General features: G+C 59.1%; 21 protein-coding genes. 10 read left to right on the top strand and 11 right to left on the bottom strand.

Annotation, left to right across the window (positions count from 1 at the left end; genetic code table 11):
* Positions 1-96: 96 nt before the first annotated feature.
* On the bottom strand, positions 97-870 hold the full coding sequence (locus ACFSYH_RS05265) for a winged helix-turn-helix transcriptional regulator (RefSeq protein WP_377465589.1): 774 nt from the start codon (positions 868-870) through the stop codon (positions 97-99).
* Positions 871-1048: 178 nt separating this feature from the next.
* On the opposite strand from ACFSYH_RS05265, the gene ACFSYH_RS05260 reads away from it, so the two are divergent.
* Positions 1049-1780: a hypothetical protein gene (locus ACFSYH_RS05260; protein WP_377465588.1), complete on the top strand. Its 732-nt coding sequence runs from the start codon at positions 1049-1051 to the stop codon at positions 1778-1780.
* 131 nt (positions 1781-1911) lie between these two features.
* On the opposite strand, the gene ACFSYH_RS05255 is transcribed toward ACFSYH_RS05260, so the two are convergent.
* The gene (locus tag ACFSYH_RS05255) at positions 1912-2274 is read right to left on the bottom strand and encodes a DsrE family protein (protein ID WP_377465587.1); all 363 of its coding nucleotides are present in this window, start codon (positions 2272-2274) and stop codon (positions 1912-1914) included.
* 218 nt (positions 2275-2492) lie between these two features.
* Here ACFSYH_RS05255 and ACFSYH_RS05250 point away from each other — a divergent pair, with 218 nt between their 5' ends.
* The 3 genes from ACFSYH_RS05250 to ACFSYH_RS05240 are packed head-to-tail and all read left to right on the top strand — an operon-like array spanning position 2493 to position 5406.
* Positions 2493-3134 (top strand): FABP family protein, encoded by a 642-nt coding sequence (locus ACFSYH_RS05250; RefSeq protein WP_377465586.1) that lies wholly within the window; start codon positions 2493-2495, stop codon positions 3132-3134.
* Position 3135: 1 nt separating this feature from the next.
* The gene (ygfZ, locus tag ACFSYH_RS05245) at positions 3136-4293 is read left to right on the top strand and encodes a CAF17-like 4Fe-4S cluster assembly/insertion protein YgfZ (protein ID WP_377465585.1); all 1158 of its coding nucleotides are present in this window, start codon (positions 3136-3138) and stop codon (positions 4291-4293) included.
* Positions 4294-5406 carry an FUSC family protein gene (locus ACFSYH_RS05240; protein WP_377465584.1) on the top strand — a complete coding sequence of 371 codons (1113 nt, stop codon included), beginning with the start codon at positions 4294-4296 and terminating at the stop codon, positions 5404-5406.
* 164 nt (positions 5407-5570) lie between these two features.
* Here ACFSYH_RS05240 and ACFSYH_RS05235 read toward each other — a convergent pair whose 3' ends face one another.
* Positions 5571-7742 (bottom strand): alpha-galactosidase, encoded by a 2172-nt coding sequence (locus tag ACFSYH_RS05235; protein WP_377465583.1) that lies wholly within the window; start codon positions 7740-7742, stop codon positions 5571-5573.
* A 212-nt stretch (positions 7743-7954) separates the two neighbouring features.
* On the opposite strand from ACFSYH_RS05235, the gene ACFSYH_RS05230 reads away from it, so the two are divergent.
* From ACFSYH_RS05230 to ACFSYH_RS05220, 3 genes are read left to right on the top strand one after another with little or no spacing between them, the layout of a single operon-like run.
* Complete coding sequence (locus tag ACFSYH_RS05230; protein ID WP_377465582.1) at positions 7955-8281, top strand: DUF2516 family protein; 327 nt, start codon at positions 7955-7957, stop codon at positions 8279-8281.
* A gap of 1 nt (position 8282) precedes the next feature.
* Complete coding sequence (gene dtd, locus ACFSYH_RS05225; RefSeq protein ID WP_377465581.1) at positions 8283-8708, top strand: D-aminoacyl-tRNA deacylase; 426 nt, start codon at positions 8283-8285, stop codon at positions 8706-8708.
* A 55-nt stretch (positions 8709-8763) separates the two neighbouring features.
* Positions 8764-9969, top strand: a complete 1206-nt coding sequence (locus ACFSYH_RS05220) for a glycosyltransferase family 4 protein (RefSeq protein WP_377465580.1) — start codon at positions 8764-8766, stop codon at positions 9967-9969.
* Positions 9970-10163: 194 nt separating this feature from the next.
* On the opposite strand, the gene ACFSYH_RS05215 is transcribed toward ACFSYH_RS05220, so the two are convergent.
* The 3 genes from ACFSYH_RS05215 to ACFSYH_RS05205 form a co-directional block, all read right to left on the bottom strand.
* Positions 10164-10772 (bottom strand): hypothetical protein, encoded by a 609-nt coding sequence (locus ACFSYH_RS05215; protein ID WP_377465579.1) that lies wholly within the window; start codon positions 10770-10772, stop codon positions 10164-10166.
* Between the two features lie 207 nt (positions 10773-10979).
* On the bottom strand, positions 10980-11219 hold the full coding sequence (locus tag ACFSYH_RS05210; RefSeq protein ID WP_377465578.1) for a helix-turn-helix domain-containing protein: 240 nt from the start codon (positions 11217-11219) through the stop codon (positions 10980-10982).
* The gene (locus ACFSYH_RS05205) at positions 11219-11839 is read right to left on the bottom strand and encodes a hypothetical protein (protein WP_377465577.1); all 621 of its coding nucleotides are present in this window, start codon (positions 11837-11839) and stop codon (positions 11219-11221) included. Before ACFSYH_RS05205 ends, ACFSYH_RS05210 begins: the two co-directional genes overlap by 1 nt.
* A 282-nt stretch (positions 11840-12121) precedes the next feature.
* On the opposite strand from ACFSYH_RS05205, the gene ACFSYH_RS05200 reads away from it, so the two are divergent.
* The gene (locus ACFSYH_RS05200; protein WP_377465576.1) at positions 12122-14641 is read left to right on the top strand and encodes an ATP-dependent Clp protease ATP-binding subunit; all 2520 of its coding nucleotides are present in this window, start codon (positions 12122-12124) and stop codon (positions 14639-14641) included.
* Between the two features lie 182 nt (positions 14642-14823).
* Here the strand turns inward: ACFSYH_RS05200 and ACFSYH_RS05195 are convergent, their stop codons facing one another.
* Together ACFSYH_RS05195 and ACFSYH_RS05190 are read right to left on the bottom strand one after the other, a co-directional pair.
* Complete coding sequence (locus ACFSYH_RS05195) at positions 14824-15432, bottom strand: uridine kinase family protein (RefSeq protein WP_377465575.1); 609 nt, start codon at positions 15430-15432, stop codon at positions 14824-14826.
* A gap of 277 nt (positions 15433-15709) precedes the next feature.
* Complete coding sequence (locus tag ACFSYH_RS05190) at positions 15710-16846, bottom strand: glycerol dehydrogenase (protein ID WP_377465574.1); 1137 nt, start codon at positions 16844-16846, stop codon at positions 15710-15712.
* A 465-nt stretch (positions 16847-17311) separates the two neighbouring features.
* Between ACFSYH_RS05190 and ACFSYH_RS05185 the strand changes: the two genes are divergently transcribed.
* Together ACFSYH_RS05185 and ACFSYH_RS05180 are read left to right on the top strand one after the other, a co-directional pair.
* A complete protein-coding gene (locus ACFSYH_RS05185; protein ID WP_377465573.1) occupies positions 17312-17641 on the top strand; it encodes a hypothetical protein in 330 nt (109 codons plus the stop codon).
* Positions 17638-17769: a hypothetical protein gene (locus ACFSYH_RS05180; protein WP_377465572.1), complete on the top strand. Its 132-nt coding sequence runs from the start codon at positions 17638-17640 to the stop codon at positions 17767-17769. Before ACFSYH_RS05185 ends, ACFSYH_RS05180 begins: the two co-directional genes overlap by 4 nt.
* 179 nt (positions 17770-17948) lie before the next feature.
* Here ACFSYH_RS05180 and ACFSYH_RS05175 read toward each other — a convergent pair whose 3' ends face one another.
* From ACFSYH_RS05175 to ACFSYH_RS05165, 3 genes are all read right to left on the bottom strand, one after another.
* The gene (locus tag ACFSYH_RS05175) at positions 17949-18338 is read right to left on the bottom strand and encodes an ArsR/SmtB family transcription factor (protein ID WP_377465571.1); all 390 of its coding nucleotides are present in this window, start codon (positions 18336-18338) and stop codon (positions 17949-17951) included.
* The gene (locus tag ACFSYH_RS05170) at positions 18338-19294 is read right to left on the bottom strand and encodes a cation diffusion facilitator family transporter (protein WP_377465569.1); all 957 of its coding nucleotides are present in this window, start codon (positions 19292-19294) and stop codon (positions 18338-18340) included. Before ACFSYH_RS05170 ends, ACFSYH_RS05175 begins: the two co-directional genes overlap by 1 nt.
* 264 nt (positions 19295-19558) lie before the next feature.
* On the bottom strand, positions 19559-20671 hold the full coding sequence (locus ACFSYH_RS05165) for an SPFH domain-containing protein (protein ID WP_377465568.1): 1113 nt from the start codon (positions 20669-20671) through the stop codon (positions 19559-19561).
* Positions 20672-20682: the final 11 nt, after the last annotated feature.

Here is a 20682-nt window from a genome sequence, read left to right as displayed (position 1 = left end):
AGGGACAGCGCTTTTCGCGGTTCACGCGGGGTTCTCGTCACACTGCGGCTTTTCCGAGGGACAGAACAAGACGCACAACCGGTGCGATGAACCGGGTCAGGCGTGCTCCTGCTCCACGTTCTGTGCCTCTGCCTCGGCCCGCTCACGCTCGCGTGCACGCTCAGCCTCGGCCCGCTCCTCTTCCTTTGCCCGACGGTCCTTCGGCGGGTCAAACCGATATCCGACGTTACGGACGGTTCCGATCATCTGCTCATACTCAACGCCAAGCTTTGCGCGCAGGCGGCGGACGTGGACGTCCACTGTACGGGTTCCTCCGTAGTAGTCGTAGCCCCACACCTCTTGCAGCAGTTGCGAACGGGTAAAGACCCGACCGGGGTGCTGGACCAGATACTTGAGGAGCTCGAACTCCTTGTAGGTCAGATCGAGTGGCACACCACGCAGACGAGCCGTGTACCCTGACGCGTCAATGAACAGTTCGCCCGAACTGATTTCCTCAGGATGGTTTTCCTGCTCAAAGTGGGTGGTCTTCTCCCGGGACAGACGCAGACGAGCCTCGGTCTCGGCCGGCGAGGCAGTCTCCAAGAGGAAGTCGTCCGCACCCCAGTCCGAGGTGACGACCATAAGGCCGCCCTCGGTCAGAATCAGAATGAGCGGAACATCAATACCGGTCGCACGTAGCATCCGGCAGGTCGAACGAGCGCCCACGAGATCCTTGCGGGCATCCAACAAAATGATGTCCACCTCAGGCGCTTCAACGATCGCCGATGGTTCAAGGGGGAGTGTGCGAACGCGGTGTGACAGCAGGCCCAGAGCGGGGAGTACTTGAACCGAACCGCCTGGCGCTGACGTGAGCAGCAAGAGTTCAGCCACGGTCGCCTCCAAAAGTTTTGTGTGCCCTAATCTATAACGATTTTGTGTTACGCCGCTGTAACGTGGCGTGTTTTATGGGATTTTCCTGTCCGTAACCTGACGTTTGTGGGCTCACAGGCCTGGGAGGCCGGTGAGGATGGCTTTTCGTGGCAGCCGGGTTATCTGGGAGACTATATCCGTGAAGTTCTCGAATCGTGCCGTCCTCACCGCTGTTCTTGCTGCCCTTTTGGCGGTTGCGGTGTTCCTCGGCACCATCCCGATGCTCGCGGTTGTCGCCTTGTTGACGGCAGCGTTTGCGCTGGGTTGGTCTCACCTGTTGCGTCTGCCCGCAGTCGGCGGTTCCACCCTCGTGGTCATTCTGTCCGGCCTGGGAGCTGTCGCGTGCGTGGCAGTCACCCCCGACGAGCCGTGGTTACGCTTCCTCCCCATTGTTCTGGCGATGGCAGTCTTCCTCGCGTTCATCAATGAGATGCTGCGTCCGGTTCCACGCACAGAACTCGTGGAATCTTTGATAGGCACCATCTCAGGTGTCATCGTGTCGGTGTGTGCGGTTGGCTGGCTCGCCACGATTCGGCTTCCCGGAGGCGACCAACTCGCGGTCGCAGGTGCGGCTGCACTCGCGGTTGCGGCCGCCATGTCGGCGCTTCCGTTCGCACGTGGATTCGTGCGCCTCTTGAAAGTGCTCGCAGCCGCTATCGCAGGTGCGATAGTCGCCTATCTGCTGCCGGACCTCAACCTAGTATCGGGTGCGGTGATGGGTGTCCTCTCCGCACTCGTCCTCATGACCGTTAACCTGCTCTTCGGCAGTCTTCCATCAGTGACCTCGAAGTACGCCTGGCTTTCCGTCTTCACGCTCCCGATCATGGTGGTTGGAATCCTGATGTACGTGGTTGGGCGCGTCCTTACCTAGTCGATTGGGGCGGGCAGCCAACGGTGTGCAACGCCAAAGTGGTTGCGTCCAGTTCCCCGCAGCGCTGGGAAGTGGGATTGCCGACGATACGGATGGGCTCGTCGTCAATCACCGTTCTCAGCGCGGTTGCGCTAGTAGACGAGCGCCTGCGCGCCAGCGCGCAGCGTCTCCTCCACGAAAACCGGCGCGCCCGCAATGCGCACTCCTTCGAAGAGATCCGCCTGCGTCAGACCGCGGCGGGCCACGCACTGCGTGCATGCGGTGAGCGTGCCGCCCTCCAAAACGATCTCCACCAGATCAGCCATGTCCATCGCGTGCTCGAGCGCGATCTGACCCGCGTGACCTGGAACCGCCAAAAAGACCGAATCACCGGTGAGCCATACCGATGTCTCCACACCCGCGGTGATTGCCGCAACGGCGACGGTCATCGCCTGGTTGGTCTTCTCGGGAATATCAAAGCCAGTCGTCGACTTAATGACGAGAGAACGATCCACCGGGTCTTCCTTTGGTTGAAACGCGATTATGGTTGCGCCTTCAGCCTAGCGCCGCATCTTTCACGAAGCAGCGCAACACTATGTACGATTGACGCATGGATGTTGACGTACATGCACTGGAGATCTTTTTCCTCGGGCTTCTCGGGGTAGTCGGAGTAACGATCGCGTGGTTCGCAGGCTACGTGGTCTACAAGCTTTTCAAAGGACAGCGATAACACATGGCATTCACGTTTCCGCAGGGACTCGCGCCGGAACTGTACCCACTAGCCTGGCTGGTTGGTAGCTGGCAAGGCGAAGGGATGCTGGAATATCCCGGTATTCCATCGTCCGGGTTCGTGCAGAACGTGACATTCGACCATGACGGCGGACCGTACCTGCGCTATGAGTCCACGATCTACCTGACCCCAGGTGAGCAACCCGAGGTGCCGAACCCAATGGCTCAGTTCGAGGCCCTTGACAAGGCTCAAGGTTCTGGCTCTGTCGAGGCAGGAGCGGAACTCGGCGCTGGAGCCATTGAGACGGATGCGAAGGGTGAACCCGTGTTCTGGTCCACCGAGACCGGATACTGGCGGATCGCACCCGAGCCACATGAGGGCGTCCCGGCCGACCACGCGTCGCTTGAGGTGCTCCTGTCCGATCCCGCGGGACGGGTATCGGTCTACCTTGGCATCGCCGGGAACGGAAAGGTGCAACTGGTCTCAGACCTCATCGCCCGCACCGCAACCGCAGTCGAGGTGTCCGCGTCCAAGCGCATGTACGGCAACGTGAACGGCGACCTCATGTGGGTCCAGTCGCTCGCAGCCTTTGGCCAGCCGATGCAGGACTACGTCTCGGCAACCCTCAAGCGCATCGAAGACTGACATGACCGAATCCACCGTGGAATACGCAAGCCCGCTCCTGACACGGCACGGGGCAGTCGAAGCGGCTGGGCCCGATACGGGAGTCGCCTGGCATTATGGCGACCCGACTGGCGAACAGCGTGCCCTCGCACGCGGTGCTGCCGTCGTCGACCAATCGCACCTTGGCGTTGTCACCGTGGCCGGGCCAGACCGGTTGTCCTGGCTGCACTCCATTACCAGCGCCGCACTGGACGGACTCGCTCCACGTACCTCGCGCGAACTCTTTGTGCTCTCACCCCAGGGGCACATCGAACACGCCGCAGGCGTCGTTGACGATGGCGAGACCACCTGGCTGATCACCGAGCGGACCTCAGCGGCCCCGCTCGCTGCGTGGCTCGACCGCATGAAGTTCATGCTCAGAGTCGAGATCGCCGATGTGACCTCCTCGTGGGCTGCAATCGGTGAGGCAGTGCGTGCGGAGGGGTTGCCCGGTGAACCCGTGACCTGGGTAGACCATTGGCCGGACGTGGTTGAAGGCGGCACCCGTTATGGTGCGGACCCATCCGAACACCCCGGTGGCCTTCGACCCTGGCGGCTTGTGCTCGTGCCCCGAGAATCCCTAGCGGCAGCCGTACGCGAGCGCGAAGAGGGCGGTTGGAGGCTTGCCGGCACCTGGGCAAACGAAGCCCTGCGCATCGAGGCCTTCAAGCCCCGCGCTGCAACCGAGATCGACCACAAGGCCATACCCCACGAACTCGACTGGTTACGCACCGCCGTACACCTGCACAAGGGCTGCTACCGCGGACAAGAAACCATCGCCCGAGTACACAACCTTGGACGCCCACCACGCAGGCTCGTATTCTTGCACCTCGACGGTTCTGGACACCTCCTCCCCGAACGTGGCGCGCAGATCCTCGTAGGGGACAAAGCAGTCGGAGCCGTAACCTCGGTTGCTCGACACCACGAGCTCGGCCCCATCGCTCTCGGCGTTGTCAAGCGGTCCGTGCCCGAGGATGTCGAGTTCACCGTGGACTGTGACGGCGGTGCGATCTCATCCGGTCAAGAGGTCATCGTGCCCGGTGAAGGAGTATCGGCGGATCGTCCGGGTACCCGTGGCGCAACCTCGCGCGAAGCCCGGGGCAGTGCCAACCTGAATGGAACCATGGGTAGGTTCCTCTAAGTGCCCAGCCAATCACGTGCGGCCAAGGTCGTTGGGGCGCGTGCTCGAACCTGGGTTCGCCAGGGGAGTGGACGCGTACGACGAGCCTTCGTGCCAGTGCTCATCGCAGCAGTGGCATGTGGACTCTCACACCTTGTCGCCCACTACGTGTTCGGGCATCCCTACCCATTCTTCGCGCCCGTCGCAGCGTGGGCCTGTCTCGGATTCACCTCTGAACGCTCCGTACGCCGCGTCGCCGAAACCGGACTCGGACTCACCTTCGGCATCTGGGCAGGAGAGTACTTCGGCCTGCTCTTCGGACACGGCGCCCTCCAAATCACAATCGCCGTCTTCCTCGCAGTCATGATTGCAAGGTTCCTTGGATCGGGCGGTGCGCTGGCCAACCACAGTGGGACCCAAACCGCCGTACTCGTGGGCATGCCAGCAGGACTCATGAGTCCACTACTGGGTGGAGGGTTCGGACGATGGACCGACGCGGTCATCGGCACGCTCGTATCCATAGCTGTCGCATTCGTCATTCCCTCAGACCCGCGTCGAGCCATCCGCAACAGCGCCCGCGCCGGGTGCCGCGTGCTCGCCGAGACCCTGCGCCTCACAGCCGTGGGCCTACGCACAGGACAACCAAACGACCAGCAAATCGCCATGAACCGTGGACGCTCATCCGAGGCAATATTCGATGAGTGGCGGCAAACCGCAACTGAGTCCCTCAACACCGCAACCATCACGGCAACGGCCCGCAAACACCGCGGCGAACTGGCCCGCAGCGAAGCCGTGCGCGTGCTCATCGACCGCGCCATGCGCTCCATTCGTGTCATCGCACGGCGAGCACCGTACACCCCAAGTTCCGAAGGCACTGATCTCGTGGCCGACCTGCTAGGACGCCTCGCAATCGCCGTCGAGTCCATGGGCACCGACCTCTCGACCGGTCGGAGCCCCGAGAGCACCCTCGCGATGATTCGTGAGATCGGAGCCGACGCTGTCCCCGGCGCAATCGGGGAACAAGACTTCCACGCCCAGGCCCTCATCCTCGTGCTCAGGTCCGCAATCGTTGACCTTGCCGAAGCCTGCGGAGCCAGCGAAGCCGAAGCTAGAGATCTGCTCGCACCGCTTTAGTCCACTACCTAGGGGTGCGGGCGTTTGCGCACACCACACCGTCCACAAGGAAACTCCCCGCCGACTGTTGCCTGGCTGCCAAACGATGAACGTGAAACCGGGAGACCGCGCGTAGAAGCACGGCCTCCCGCAGCGTGATGATCGCTATCCGATGGTCACGGAGGTTAGGTATGAGTCACCTCGATTATCTGGAACACAACAAGCGTCTCAGGGAAGAGGGCGGGAGCTTGCAGACCGACTGTTCCAAGTACCTTTCCACTCGTCACAACTCCCTGGGTCCACCACAGTGGAGCCTGTCGTGCGGAGTCGTGAGGTACCAGCGGCTTGATCACCTCAACCCGGTAGTTTTTACTGGGGGAGAGTCCAGGGATGCGAACAGTTCCCACAGGCCACGAGACTGGTCGCTCCATGACCACGAAGGCAAAGATTCCCTCAGCTTGATCATGCGATACGACCCCGTGCAGGTAAATCCCCTGTTCTGACTCATCTGATCTGACGATCCGCCCAGAGTGAAGCAGAGAACGCTTGGCCTTATAGATCTCAATCCACTCACCCAGAGACTGGAGTTCCTGCTCTTCTGCCTTCGCCAGGTCCCATTCGATACCGAAATGGCCAAACAGCGCTGTCCCAGCCCGGAAGTCGAGTTCGTGCATTCGGCCAGTTGTATGGGCCTTTCCGTCCCCCACATGGCTTCCCAGAAGTTCAAGCGGGATGAGCAGACTGGTCCAGCGTTGAATCTCTTGGCGTTCGCGTGCGTCGATACAGTCTGATGCCCAGACGCGGTCGGTTCGGTCAAGTATCTCCAGATCGATTCGCCCTCCGCCGGAGGAACAAGTCTCAACCTCCAGACGTGGGAACCGTTCCCGTAGTTCGTCAATCAGTCGGTAGAGAGCCAAGGTCTGCTGGCGTACAGAGGCTTGTTTCGTAACCTGCGAACCGGTTTCAAGGAGCATTCGATTGTGGTCCCATTTGATGTACTCGACTGAGAGCTCTTCGATGACATTCGTCATCGCTTCAAGCAGATAGGCGAAGGCCTCGGGGTGGGACAGATCCAGAACCTGCTGGAATCTACCTTCGATAGGGAAGCGACCCTCTGGCTTCAATACCCAATCGGGATGGTTTCGTGCGGTGTTGGAGTCCATGTTGATCATTTCAGGCTCGAACCAGATACCGAACTGCATACCCAGATCTCGAACATGCTTGGATAGTCTGTTCAGGGAACCGCCAGGCCAGACCTCCTCGGATACCTGCCAGTCGCCGAGGCCCGCATGATCGTTTCGTCGATCGCCAAACCAGCCATCGTCAAGGACGTAGCGTTCAACGCCGAGCGCAGCCGCCTGGTCTGCCAACTGCACGAGACGGTCAAAGTCATGATCGAAATAGACCGCCTCCCAGACGTTGATGGTCACGGGCCGTGGCGAGGTGGGGTAGTCGGGGCGTTCACGCAGGTGTCCATGGAACCGTGCTGACAGGGAGTCAAGGCCATCAGGGCTGTAGGAGCCATAGAGCCAAGGCGTTGTGTAGTTTTCTCCAGTGGAGAGTTGAACTTCGCCAGGCCACAGGAGCTCACCGGCGGCCAGCGTCTTCTCGCTTGTCAACGTACGCTCGGCGATGATCCTGTGATTGCCACTCCAACCCAAGTGAATTCCCCACACCTCACCTTGGTTGAAACCGAACTGTGGGGTACCGGCGATCGTGACGAGCGAACCATCGCAGCCTGTCCGGCCCTGGCGTTGCTCACGTACGTGCTGACCGACGAGGAAACCTGTGCGCTGTGGGACGCGTTCTTTGGCCCAGCGGCCAGCCAGATCGAGGAGCTCACTCGCGCGATGCGGTACTGGGAAGGCTAGATGAAGGTCATCGAGTTGATACGAGTCCGCCCCGTGGTTGGCAACGGTTGCCCGTGCTCGAAGTAGGCCGGTTGCCCGCAATTCGAGGGTGAGGTTCAAGGTCAACTCTGCGTCAGTGTCCTCAGCGATGATGACGAGTCTATCAACCTCATCATGAGAGCTCTGCAGCCCCGAGACGACGACGAATCTTGTCGTCCACGCGCGTCCGTCGCGTGATCCAGACAAACCCGGAGTTCCCATCCAGCCGATTGAGGGCTCTGGGAGAATGCCCAGCCAAGGTTGTTCGTCAATGAGGTTCGAAGCCAATGGCGGCGTACTGACATCAACGATGCTGGATAACTCGGTGGGGGTGAGTTCACCTAGATCCTCGCCCCAGTAAATGATTGATGGTAGCCGTCTCTCTGCGAAAGCGATGATCACAGATACCCGACCGTTGCGAAGGTGGTTGATTTGGGTTGCCTCAAGCGTGTGCTGTGTCGTGCTCACCAACACTCCTTTGTGTGTCGTCGGTGATGCAATCAAACCGTAAACGCCACGTCTTTGTAGGGATTTACAAGAAACTTATCAAAATGCAACCACCGGAAGCAGGAGAATCACATGAAATTTCAGTGTGTACTTCGGAACTGTGGGGGAATGGCGGTGTACCGGTAGCGAACCCTATATTTCTCTACCGTGTCCCCAGCCGGTAACCTTGTGCCATGTTTGCTGACCTCCAGTGGCTCATCATCTTCTTGCTTACGTTCGGTGCATTCGTGCTCGAACTCATAGCGCTGATCGACTGCGCGCGCCGACCCCAGTACGCCTTCGCACGTGAGGGTAAGCGGACCAAGAAGTTCTGGCTCATCCTGCTTGCAGTGTTCGCACTTGTAGGATTCCTCGGTCTTGAGCCACCACTCGGTGCAGGCTACCTTGGCCTCACTGCGCTCCTTATCGCGATCCCCTCGTTCATCTACTTCGCCGACGTGCGTCCGGCCATCCGGCCCTACGGTTTCGGGCAAAACAACAACAATCGCGGAGGCTGGTGACGTGCGCGCGGTACTGCAACGCGCCGCGCGAGCGAGTGTCACCGTCAACAACGAGACAGTCTCCCAGTTCGACCGCCAAGGCATCGTAGCTCTCGTGGGGGTCACACACGGTGATGACCAGAACGATGTGGACACGATCGTCCGCAAAATCGCTGAACTACGCATCCTCAACGACGAAACCTCTGCGCAAGACGGCGATGCACCAATCATCGTCGTCTCACAGTTCACGCTCTACGCAGACGTCCGCAAAGGACGTCGCCCATCCTGGAACGCCGCCGCAAAACAACCAATTGCCGAACCGCTCGTTGAAGCCGTGGTTGCAGGACTACGCGAGCGTGGACTGACCGTGGGTACGGGAGTCTTCGGCGCTCATATGGATGTCGAACTCATCAATGACGGTCCCGTCACGATCATCGTGGACTCATAAGACGTCCAACCAGCACACCCGCACCCCCAGCACGCGACACACGCAAAGGTAACCGATGTCCAGCAGCGCACCTCAGCCTGACAGCACCTCCACCGGCGGCGAGCATCAGACTCCCAACAGCACCGAACCACTGACTATTGGCTTGGTCATCGATGACTCGCTTGACTCCACCGATGGAGTGCAACAGCACGTCCTGACTCTTGGACGCTGGCTAAGGCTCCAGGGGCATACGGTGCACTACCTGACGTCCACAACCACGCGTACTGACCTGAGTAACTTGCACTCCCTGGCCAAGAACTGGCGCCTCAAGTTCAATGGAAATCGGGTGGGCATACCGTTGCCTGCGCCGAAGCAGGACATCAAGGAGCTGCTCAAGTCCACACACTTCGACGTGCTGCACATCCACATGCCGTACAGTCCACTCATGGCTGGCCGTGTGATCGCGGCTGCAGATCTAAAGACTCGGCTTGTAGGCACGTTCCACATTCTCCCGTGGTCGAGTCTCACCCGGATCGGTACGCGAGCGCTCGGTTGGCTTCAACGCAAGCAACTACGCCGGTTTAAGCAGATCATCGCGGTATCTACTCCCGCAGCTGCGTTTGCACGCGAGGCACTCGCAGTAGATCCAATCGTGATCGGTAACCCGGTTCGCGTCGCAGGATATGAGGAAGCCTACGAGACAGAGAAGGCCAGACTCGCCAAGACCCCGCAGGAGTCGGATGCTCCCGTACGGATTTTCTTCTTGGGGCGCTTGGTCGAACGCAAGGGAGTGGCCGAACTTCTGGTTGCCTGCCGCAGGCTCGTTGACATTACTGATGAGCCCTTCGAGATCGTTATTGGCGGCAAAGGTCCGCTGCTTGACCAACTGCTCAGTTATGCCGCCACCACCGGCCTTGACCGGATTGTGCGTTTCATCGGTTACGTTGCGGAGGATGACAAGGCCGAACTTCTTGCGCAGTCCGATATCGTTGCACTGCCGTCAACCGGTGGCGAGAGCTTTGGCATTTCCGTGGTGGAAGCACTCGCGGCGTGCCGAGGCGTCGTGATTGCCGGTGACAACCCCGGATACCGCACGGTGATGGAAGGCCTCGAACACAATATCGTTGATGCGAAGAACACCGAGGCCTTTGCGCGGTTACTCAAGAAGTATGTTGAGGACCCCGAAGCCCGCGCCGCCGAGAGTCGCGCCCAGATCGAGCAGGCCCGTACGTTCGACGTTGACTACATCGGCCAACGCGTCGTGGACGTCTACACCGCCTGACTGTGTTCCTCTGTACGAGATAGTGCCCGATTTGTTAGCCGTACAAAGCACGATTACCGACGAGTCGGTTGCATCCCAGCACGCCGCACGCTTCTCGATGGGCACTTTTTCATCCACATGCACTGTTTGAGTGTGCGCCTGCGGGCAATTTATGGCCCATCGGGTTGGGCCTGCTCTCGCATAGCGGCTGAATGCTAGTCAGTGTCAGTGTCAGGGGTTCGGGGTGAATGGGAGGCCTCGTGTAGTTCCTGGCCGTGACGGAAGATCAGGATGAGCACGGTTGGTGCTAGGACCAGAATCCAGCCGTAGGACACATCTAGCCCGGAGTCGTAGAGACTCGATTCATCTCCGAAAATGGCTTTTGCTGCCTTATCGCGCAGGCTATTGAGCAGCAGGATAGATACGCCGAGAGCACTTAATGCTGCTGATGCGTACGTTACGGTTGCGGTGTTTGCTTGGGAGAAGATTTCCCAGCGCATGAACCGGCGCATCAGAATGAAGGCAAACGCGATGAGAGCGAGAATTCCGATTACCCTGCAACCGTGTGCAGCGACATATTGGATGGTCTGCCACATCGTGAACCCAGAAACATCGAGAATGAGGCTTGCGATTCTTCCCGTTACATCAGGCTCGTTTTCAACGAGCACTGTTCCGGTGACGTCAGGCATGCGTACGGCAATGGGCAACCCACGGCCCTGAAACAGTGCGATGAGTGCGGCGGCAGAGTCGTAGGCAATGAATGTGAGCGAAGCTGAACATACAAGGAACTGTGCATAGGCAACGATCTTGTACCGCAATGACATATCTGACCTACCGGTATCATCAGGGGTTGCATGCCTGCCGAGTGGCGGTACATCATCTCTCATTGCTGGCTCTCATCCCGCTGGGTGCAAAGTTCCAAGGAATTGCATGCTGACGAGCGATAATAACGCGAGGTTGAACGATATTCCTCGGCCTGCCCTATCTGTGAGATACCGAAGGCTCCTGGGGTATCCACTGGAAACAGTGCACTAGCGCGATGGCGTAACGGACAAGAGATCTCCCACATCGCAGCCAAGTTCGGTGCAGATTGCCAGCAGGGTTGAGAAACGAATCGCTTTGGCGCGGTCGTTCTTGAGTACCGACAAGTTCACAATGCTGACGCCGACCCGTGCGGAGAGTTCGGTGAGGGTCATGTTCCTAGCCTCGAGCAATTCGTCCAGCCGACAATAAATTCCGGGGCCTTCGTGCTCGATTGATGCTGGTGTCATTACACGAGTCCTTCGGAGGTTTCAGCCAGGGAATGGCCTACACGGAAGAACAGACTTGTAAGAAAGCCAATTCCGGCCGCTGCGGTGAGTCCGATGATGGCATTCGAACCTCCGGGGTTGTCTACTGTGTAGTTGGAGACTTGAGCGAATGCCGCGTTGGAGGCCATGTTGCCGAAGAATGGGGCCAAACCTGTAACCAGAATCGCGCATACCGCGAGCGTGTCCACGATTTTGGTGTTGCGTGGAGAAAAGACTACGCCGTTGGTTACTTGACGAAACAGTAGGTACAGCGCGCCAACGAACGTAAGCGTTGCTCCCAGTACGAGCGCGTGTTCTATAAGCATTGCGGCAGTCCCCGCAACAGGCATGCTGGGTACCGTCAAGGTGCCGTTTGCGATGTTCACAGCGACTTCTTGCCCGTTCTCTCCAACGGGTGCGGTTCCTTGCAGAGAGTCGAAACTAACGTGCACAGGCACATTTGTGTTGCGTATCGCGTCTCTTATTGTGGTGAGTGACGCGCCTACTACAGTGACTGCTCCGATGGAGATCGCGCCCCACAGCAGCCATAGGAGCATGGTGTAGTCCTTGCGAAGCCTTTGTGGGAGTTGGTCAGTGGTCATGGTTCCATCCTTGGGCGTTGCGGACCGCACGGCCGCATATCGATTAACGATAATAACGTTAATCGATATGTTTCGACCGTGCAACAGTCAAAATTCCCGCCAAGGACAGATCGTGTGGTGATCTGATGAACTGCGAAAAGCCGCCACAATATTCACGCCGCTGGCGAACAAGGGCATATTCCGGTAACTCGGCCCGTTCTAAACCACTAAAGTCTTGTATAGCCAACCGTGCCCACCGGCGTCCGGGAAGGCAGGAAGGCAACGCAGTCGTGAGGAGCGCACATGTTTGAAAGATTTACCGACCGAGCCCGTCGGGTGGTAGTCCTTGCCCAAGAAGAGGCACGGATGCTCAACCACAACTACATCGGAACCGAGCACATCCTGCTCGGCCTCATCCACGAGGGTGAAGGCGTCGCCGCGAAGGCACTCGAATCGCTCGGCATTTCGCTCGAAGCAGTGCGCTCGCAGGTCACCGAGATCATCGGTGAGGGACAGCAGGCCCCAAGCGGTCACATCCCATTCACCCCCCGTGCCAAGAAGGTCCTCGAACTCTCGCTCCGCGAAGCGCTGCAGCTCGGACACAACTACATCGGAACCGAGCACATCCTGCTCGGCCTCATCCGTGAGGGCGAAGGCGTCGCAGCCCAGGTACTAACCAAGCTCGGTGCCGACCTGACCCGTGTTCGCCAGCAGGTCATCCAGCTCCTGTCCGGCTACCAGGGCAAGGAACCGGTTGCCGCCGGAACCGCAAACGAGCCAACCCCTGCAGGTTCTGCAGTGCTCGACCAGTTCGGCCGCAACCTCACGCAGGCCGCACGCGAAGGCAAGCTCGACCCAGTCATCGGTCGCGGCAAGGAAATCGAACGCGTCATGCAGGTTCTTTCCCGCCGTACCAAGAACAACCCGATCCTGATCGGTGAGCCAGGCGTTGGTAAAACCGCTGTCGTGGAAGGCCTCGCACAGGACATCGTCATCGGCGATGTTCCAGAGACCCTCAAGGACAAGCAGCTATACACCCTCGACCTCGGTGCACTCGTTGCGGGTTCCCGCTACCGCGGTGACTTCGAAGAGCGCCTCAAGAAGGTCCTCAAGGAGATCCGTACTCGCGGCGACATCATCCTGTTCATCGACGAGATCCACACCCTTGTCGGTGCCGGTGCCGCCGAAGGCGCAATCGACGCAGCGTCGATCCTCAAGCCCATGCTTGCCCGCGGCGAACTTCAGACCGTCGGTGCAACCACACTGGACGAGTACCGCAAGCACATCGAGAAGGACCCAGCGCTTGAGCGCCGCTTCCAGCCCATCCAGGTAGCCGAGCCAACGCTGCCACACGCGATTGAAATCTTGAAGGGTCTGCGCGACCGCTACGAGGCACACCACCGCGTATCGATCACGGACGATGCACTCGTTGCAGCAGCAACCCTCGCTGACCGCTACATCAACGACCGCTACCTGCCAGACAAGGCAATCGACCTCGTCGACGAGGCCGGAGCACGCCTCCGCATCCGTCGCATGACCGCGCCACCAGAACTGCGCGAACTCGACGAACAGATCGCTGAAGCACGCCGCGAGAAGGAATCTGCCATTGACGAGCAGGACTTCGAGAAGGCAGCATCCCTGCGCGACAAGGAAAAGAACCTCATCGCGCAGCGTGCCGAGCGTGAAAAGGCCTGGAAGTCCGGTGACCTCGACACCGTATCCGAGGTAGACGAAGACCTGATCGCTGAGGTCCTCGCAATGTCGACCGGTATCCCAGTGACCCGCCTCAACGCAGAAGAGTCCTCGCGCATCCTCAAGATGGAGGGCGAACTGCACAAGCGAGTCGTTGGACAGGACCGCGCAATCAAGGCCCTATCCCAGGCGATTCGTCGTACCCGTGCCGGTCTGAAGGACCCGAAGCGTCCAGGCGGTTCGTTCATCTTCGCCGGACCAACCGGTGTTGGTAAGACCGAGCTTGCAAAGGCTCTGGCCGAGTACCTGTTCGATGACGAGGACGCACTGATCTCGCTCGACATGTCCGAGTTCGGTGAAAAGCACACCGCATCCCGTCTGTTCGGTGCCCCTCCGGGATACGTCGGATACGACGAGGGTGGACAGCTCACCGAGAAGGTGCGCCGCAAGCCGTTCTCCGTTGTTCTCTTTGACGAGGTTGAAAAGGCACACTCCGACATCTTCAACTCGCTGTTGCAGATCCTCGAAGAGGGACGCCTCACCGACTCACAGGGCCGCGTGGTGGACTTCAAGAACACCGTCATCATCATGACCACGAACCTCGGTTCGAAGGATGTGGCGAAGGGCGTTCAGATCGGATTCAACGCATCGAACGACCCACGCACCTCGTACGAGCGCATGAAGAACAAGGTCAACGAAGAGCTCAAGCAGCACTTCCGCCCCGAGTTCCTCAACCGTGTTGACGATGTCATCGTCTTCCCACAACTCTCGCGCGACGAGATCCTGCAGATCGTGGACCTCATGATCGCTCGCCTCGACGAGCGCCTCGCGGACCAGGCTCTCAGCATCGAACTGACCGACGCGGCCAAGGCGCTGCTCGCGGACAAGGGCTACGATCCGGTCCTCGGTGCACGACCACTGCGCCGCGCCATCCAGCGTGAGATCGAAGACGTCCTGTCCGAGAAGCTCCTGTTCGGTGAGTTCTCCGCAGGCGAGGTCATCGTGGTGGATGCGCAGGGCGAAGGACTCCTCGGAGAGTTCACGTTCAGTTCGCGCGAACGCGCCGCACTCCCAGCGGTCACCGTGCCAGCAGACGAGACACCGGTAACCGTCGAAGACGCAGTGAGCTGACACCCACGTAAGAACGAAAGGGCACCTAGATGGTTTCGCGTCTGGGTGCCCTTACGTATGTGTGCGCTGGTTCCTGTGGGGCCGGCGGCCGTGTGGTGATTTTCCGTGTTTATGGTTGTTTTTGTGGTGGGTGTCAACGGAAAACCACCATGACGAGGTGCTTGCCTCAAATGTGTGAAGGGTCAGGCAGGTGAGAGGTGCGACCGCACGCAGTCGGCTGCCTCCTGCACCCCAACCGGGCGACACCCCTGCGCAACCCAAGCACTGATCTGACGGGGCTCGTCGCGCATCAGACCCCACCCACGACGTACGAGAGTGAGCGGGGGCTTCCGGGCTTCGGACAGATCGCGCATGAGCCGGAACCAGAATGTCTGGATGCGAGGCCGAGTGATGCACAGGGCATCGGCCAGCAGACCTTCCGCACGCAGATCATCAATGAGTTCCGCAGCGAAGATGCCCTCGGCGATGAACACAGGAGAGCCAGACACATCGGCGTGACCCATGCCTGTGCGCTGCGAGGTCGAAATGTCATAGATCGGAACATCCGCACGTTTTCCGGCTGCAAGAATTTTTAGAGCCTCAAGTGCCTCATCCTTGCGCCACGACAGCGGAGAGTCCCAGTCCGTGATGCCAAACCGCTGCGGCATGCCCGGAAAATCGTGATCGTGATAGTAATTGTCCAGATTCACGGACGGCAATCCCAAGATTCGCGCCAAACGCGATTTCCCTGACCCCGAAGGGCCGGTCAACAAAATGATCTTGGCGGATTGTGAGGGGGCTGGGGACTCCATCCGTCCATTCTCCCAAACAACTTTCCGCCCCAGATGCGTTTAAGGCGAGACGGTCCCCACATCGGATCCCTGCGGTCTGATGTTTCGGCCGCGTCGGGACTCTTGCTAGAAAAACCGGTTACACCTCCAACGCAGCCGAAACACTGCATCAAACTGTCGGCACCTCAAACACCGCAAAAAGGGAGGGCCCTAAGACCCTCCCACGCCGCGCAATCACGGCCACCGCCCACCGAACAGGGGCGGCATCATCCACTGGTTGTTAGAGCGACATCACCACTCAGTGGGCGACATAAAGCTCCGGCTCAGGCAAACCACGCTCGGCGCGCACGCGACGAGAGATACCCTCAACCGCGAGCAGAGCGTCATATACCATGTCTGCGTTCACAGGGAATGGCATTGCGTGGATGGTCTCACCTTCGACCGTTGCGGCCTCAGCGATTGCGCGAAGTTCCTTGGTGTTCTCGTTGCTCAGACCGATCTCGGTCAGCGTGTTGGGCAGTCCAACGCGGGTCGTGAACTCGATGAAATCCTCGATTTCCTGGGTTGGCGCACCCTCAAGCACGAGTTGGGTGAGCGAACCTATGTTGACCTTCTGTCCGTGAGTCAGGCCGTGAGTCTGAGGTGCAGCGGTCAAGCCGTTGTGGATTGCGTGTGCTGCCGCCAGACCACCGGACTCGAAGCCCAACCCGGACAGCAGCGTGTTGGCCTCCGTGACAGCCTCAAGCGCAGGGGTGACAGTCTTGGCGCGAACGGCATCGAGGGCTGGAAGGGCGTTTTCCCACAGCAGTTCCCACGAGAGTTTTGCGAGTGCAAAGGCTGAGTGAGTTGGACGTCCACCAGCCATGGTTGAGCCCTGCCCGCGCCAGGTGGCACGTGCCTCAAGATAGGTTGCGAGAGCGTCACCGATGCCGCCAACCAGGAACTTCACTGGGGCGTTTGCAACGAGTTGGGTGTCAATCAGCACGAGGTCCGGGTTGCGTGGGAAGAAACGATACTCAACGAACTCGCCCTCTTCCGTGTAGATGACGGACAGCGCCGAGGTTGGCGCATCCGATGATGCTGCGGATGGTACTGAAACCCAGCGGATGTCCGCGAGGAACCCGGATGCCTTTACAGCGTCGATGGCTGAACCGCCACCGATCGCGATGATGACGTCGTGGCTGCCGGACTCGATGAGTTCTACGAGTTCATCGACTGCCTTTGCGGTGGCGAATTTGCCGAACCCGACGCGCTTGACAGGTAGGTCCTCGCCTGCGAACGAGGTGCTGACAGTCTCCTCAACGAGACCCCACACGACATCGTCTGCGACGATCACCGGGTTTTTGCCGATCTTCGTAATGTAGGTACCCAACTCCGCGAGAGCGTTCTTCCCTTGCACGTAACGCGATGGGCTGAGCAGAACCGAGATAGCCATTTTCCCTCCGATGTTTGGCATATGGTTGGTACCCTTTCCAACCTATGCTGTTCTAGGTCATCTCGCAGGGTATAAAGTCCTAGAAGCTGAATATTTGTGCAGTTCAAAAGGTATATCTTGCGCGTAAACTAATTGGGGGTGAAGTGGCATGTTGCTGATTTGCGACGTGTCGGCGGCTGGGTCGAACGGCTCGCTCTAGGTGGGCACGTGCTTGATTCCCTGGGGCAAACGAGTTCTTCGCGATTGAGTGTGTACTGGGTGGGCGTGGTTCATGAATGTGACCATCGGCAGCCCAAAGCGACCTGATGGGGTGGTCGCATTCGGTCGCCCATGGTCGCATTGGTATCCGTCTTGGGGTGGATAGCAGTTTCTGGGTCGGTCCCGCAGATGAAAGATGCTCGGTGTTGGCGACACCCTAGATGATGAAGAGTCTATGGGGGTTGAGAAATGCGAAAGATGTTTGGGGTGGTTGTTGTAACTGCGCTTGTGGTTGGTTCCGTGGCGGCTTGTTCAGGCGAACCGCAGGGGTCTTCTACCCCTATCACCTCTGCCCAAAGTGTGGATACGTCAGAGTTGGGCATTCCCACGCCAACTCTTTTGGAGGAGTGGGATTACTACCCTGATGCTGAATTTGTTGGTGAACTCGGGTCGTTCGTAGAGAACGGCAAAGCGTACTTCACGATCACACACGCAGAAGATGGCGAAGTCGTGGGTTTGGTGCTTGCCGTGGGCCATTTTACGCCACCCTCGATGGTAAGACACTCAAATGGACAAACGGTGACAAAGACAGAGTGATCGCCCATGTCGGCGATTACATCGAGGCTGGTGGCGGTACGGCAGGCGATGAGACGGCTGCCCTGTGGGATGCCTCCGAGATGCCTGCCGGTGGGTTGTGGGTTGCTACGACCAGAATCCCGGACTAAATAATCCAAAACTGTTGAGCAGGCTATCTTCCAGGCAGAACAACTGTACCTAGGTGGGTGGGCTCGATTCGATGTTGCGGTTGTGTCGGCACTGTTGCTAGAAAAACTGGTGACACCGCCGACAGGGCCGCAACAATGAGCGCGACTGGGGTGGCGTGCGCGGACTTATATGCCGGGAGTCAGTGGGTGTGGCCCTCGTGGTTGACGTGTGCCAGCGTCAGCTCAAGCAGTGATCGGACATGCTGATCCTCAAGCTCGTAGAAGGACTCACGGCCCTTCTTGGTGGCTGACACGACGTGATGGGCGCGTAGTAGGCGCAGCGAATGGGACGCAGAGGACTGGCTCTGATGGGTTACCGCGGCGATATCGCGTACCTTGAGCGGTCCGTTCAAGAGCGCTGTGAGGATACGGATGCGGCCAGGGTCCCCGAGGAGAGAGAACACGTCGGCCATATGTGAGACTGTGCTTGCTGAGGGGATTGACTCGTGGATCGCTGTGAGGGCGTCGAGTGCGGGTGCGTTCGTATCCTCGTTGATGGTTGGCGCGGCCTGCACCGTTTTCTCAGTCATCAGATCAGTCCCTTCTCGTCATGTCCGCACAGGGAACCATCCGACCCGCTGGCGCTGCCCGGTTCGCATTGCACGGTTGCATGATCAATACCGTACTCGCCTTCGAGTAGTTTCAAGACTCGCGGCAACACATCTGCGGTGCGTGCATCCGTATCCATGACCACATGCGCGGATGCTGACACGAGTCCGGAGGTGATGGTCCATACGTGTAGGTCGTGAACTTGGTTTACGCCGTCAAGCTGGGTTATGCGTGCGCGCATCGTGTCAACGTCCAAGCCCTTCGGGGCAGCTTCGATCAGGATGCGTAGCGCTTGACGCATGAGAACCCAGGTACGGGGCAGGATGAACAGTCCGACAGCCACACCGATGACCGGGTCGATCCAGTTCCAGCCAGTGAAATAGAGCAAGATGGCTGCCAGAATCACGCCCACCGAGCCGATGAGGTCACCAAGTACCTCAAGTGACGCTCCCTTGAGGTTGATCGACTCCTTCGACCCTGCTGCGAGCAGTCTGAAGCTGATGATGTTCACGATCAGACCGAGTACTGCGGTAACGAGCAGGGGAGTGCTTGGGATTGCGGTTGGTTCGCGGAAGCGTTCGACTGCTTCGAACACCACATAGCCCGCGACGCCGAACAGGAGAAGGCCGTTGGCGAGTGCGGCCAGTACCTCGATCCGATAGAACCCAAACGTGCGATCTGAGGTTGTCTTCCGGTTTGCGAGTGCGATTGCCACAAGCGCCATGGTCAACCCGATGACGTCCGTGCCCATGTGCGCGCCATCGGAGATGAGTGCGAGCGAGTTGATGGAGAATCCGACAATCAACTCGACGACCATGAAGGTCGCGGTAAGTCCAAGAGCGATGATCAACGGTTTCTTGTGTGCGGCACCTGCGGTTAGGGCGGTGACGTGTGCGTGTCCGTGATCATTGCTGTGCTGGCTGTGGTCGTGCGCCACCGAAGACTCCTTGTCATCAATCAACTTATGAATATATGAAGATCTTTTCATATTTCTGATCAATGGTCCAGAGGGTCCTGTAGTTGCAGGAGCGCAACCGATGGGCGCTTTTTGATCCTGGTGCATGGAAAAATTCAGCGTATCTGGGCCAAAAATGCCCCATCGAGTGTCCAGTAGACACCGCTGCTCAACAAACACAGTTGGTCAACGGGCACAAAAGCGGGTCCGCACCCTTGGTAGGATGCGGACCCGTAGCGGTGGAGACTACTCGGACTTCGCCGAGCTCTTGGTGTCCAGGTTGAGGAGTGGAGCCGCGCCGTCAGGTACAACGATCGTTCCGTTGGAGTCGCGGATCGCGTCGATCCACTTCTGCTGCAAGACCTTGTCCGTGAGGGACTTGGTGAGGATGTCGTTCGCCTTTGCCTGACCTTCGGCCTCTGCGACGGCTGCCTTCGCCTTGGCTTCCGCCTCAACGATTTGGGCCTGAGCGGAAATCTCGGTTGCCCGGAGGTTAGCCTCGGCCTTTGCCTGTTCCTGCTGCGCGACCTCGACGGCCTTGATGGACTCTTCGACCTCTGCGGTAAACGAAATGTTCTGCAGGTTGACCACGGTAACTTCAACGCCATACTTGTTCAGGCGGCTATTGAGACGCTCCAGCATGAGGTCCTGGGCCTCGCCTCGCTTCTCACCACGGAACTGCACCGGAGTGTACGGGGATGGAACGTCGCGGACAACCGCGAGGATGCCCGGTTCGATGACCTGCTTGGTGAATCGTTCCTGCGAACGGTAGTCGCGGAACAGGGACTCGACATGGTTGCCGTCGAGCGAGTACACAACGGACAGGTCGAATTCCGCCTGAGCGCCACCGAGAACCGAGGTGGTCACGGACTGGCCGGAAACTTGACCGCCGGTGTAGTCAGGGATGCCGCTACCGGAGCCAGCGTACGTCACGGACTGTGAGAACAGGTCCCAGCGCGACAGCGATTGCCAGGGAGCCTTGAGTGCGAAGCCTGGTTCGGTGTTCTGTCCGGCAATCGTTCCACCGGCGTTGATGAGCACGGACGCCTGCCCAACGGACTGGGTGTAGACAGTCGACGCGGCGAGGGAACCGAACGCGATCGCAGCGGTCACAACTGCTGGAAGGTAGCTTGGTTTACGGGCTGGCTTCTTAGCGGCTGGCTTCTTGGCTTTACGAGACTTGCCCTTGTCGTCGCCCTCGCCATCAAGCCGAGGAAGGTTGAAGATTCCCGACGAGTCGGCTGGCTCGGCGGGGAGGCTCAGTCCGGTTGCGGTGAAGTTCTTTCGTGTCTTGGCGGTGTTCACCACCAATCCAACTGTGATGAGCGTGAACACGATCGAAACGACAAACCAGAGCATGGGACCTTCCT

Source organism: Populibacterium corticicola (assembly GCF_042683685.1).
GTDB classification, from domain to species: domain Bacteria; phylum Actinomycetota; class Actinomycetes; order Actinomycetales; family Cellulomonadaceae; genus Timonella; species Timonella corticicola.
Note: the sequence above shows the minus strand (reverse complement) of the source record. Positions and strands in the feature narration are given on the sequence as shown.

What these genes read in the sequence shown, in the direction of transcription:
- ACFSYH_RS05250 (WP_377465586.1), top strand. Translation starts at nt 2,493, where the DNA reads ATGGCATTCACGTTTCCGCAGGGACTCGCGCCGGAACTGTACCCACTA.
- ygfZ (WP_377465585.1), top strand. Translation starts at nt 3,136, where the DNA reads ATGACCGAATCCACCGTGGAATACGCAAGCCCGCTCCTGACACGGCAC.
- ACFSYH_RS05230 (WP_377465582.1), top strand. Translation starts at nt 7,955, where the DNA reads ATGTTTGCTGACCTCCAGTGGCTCATCATCTTCTTGCTTACGTTCGGT.
- ACFSYH_RS05220 (WP_377465580.1), top strand. Translation starts at nt 8,764, where the DNA reads ATGTCCAGCAGCGCACCTCAGCCTGACAGCACCTCCACCGGCGGCGAG.
- ACFSYH_RS05215 (WP_377465579.1), bottom strand. Translation starts at nt 10,772, where the DNA reads ATGTCATTGCGGTACAAGATCGTTGCCTATGCACAGTTCCTTGTATGT.
- ACFSYH_RS05210 (WP_377465578.1), bottom strand. Translation starts at nt 11,219, where the DNA reads ATGACACCAGCATCAATCGAGCACGAAGGCCCCGGAATTTATTGTCGG.
- ACFSYH_RS05205 (WP_377465577.1), bottom strand. Translation starts at nt 11,839, where the DNA reads ATGACCACTGACCAACTCCCACAAAGGCTTCGCAAGGACTACACCATG.
- ACFSYH_RS05200 (WP_377465576.1), top strand. Translation starts at nt 12,122, where the DNA reads ATGTTTGAAAGATTTACCGACCGAGCCCGTCGGGTGGTAGTCCTTGCC.
- ACFSYH_RS05195 (WP_377465575.1), bottom strand. Translation starts at nt 15,432, where the DNA reads ATGGAGTCCCCAGCCCCCTCACAATCCGCCAAGATCATTTTGTTGACC.
- ACFSYH_RS05190 (WP_377465574.1), bottom strand. Translation starts at nt 16,846, where the DNA reads ATGGCTATCTCGGTTCTGCTCAGCCCATCGCGTTACGTGCAAGGGAAG.
- ACFSYH_RS05175 (WP_377465571.1), bottom strand. Translation starts at nt 18,338, where the DNA reads ATGACTGAGAAAACGGTGCAGGCCGCGCCAACCATCAACGAGGATACG.
- ACFSYH_RS05165 (WP_377465568.1), bottom strand. Translation starts at nt 20,671, where the DNA reads ATGCTCTGGTTTGTCGTTTCGATCGTGTTCACGCTCATCACAGTTGGA.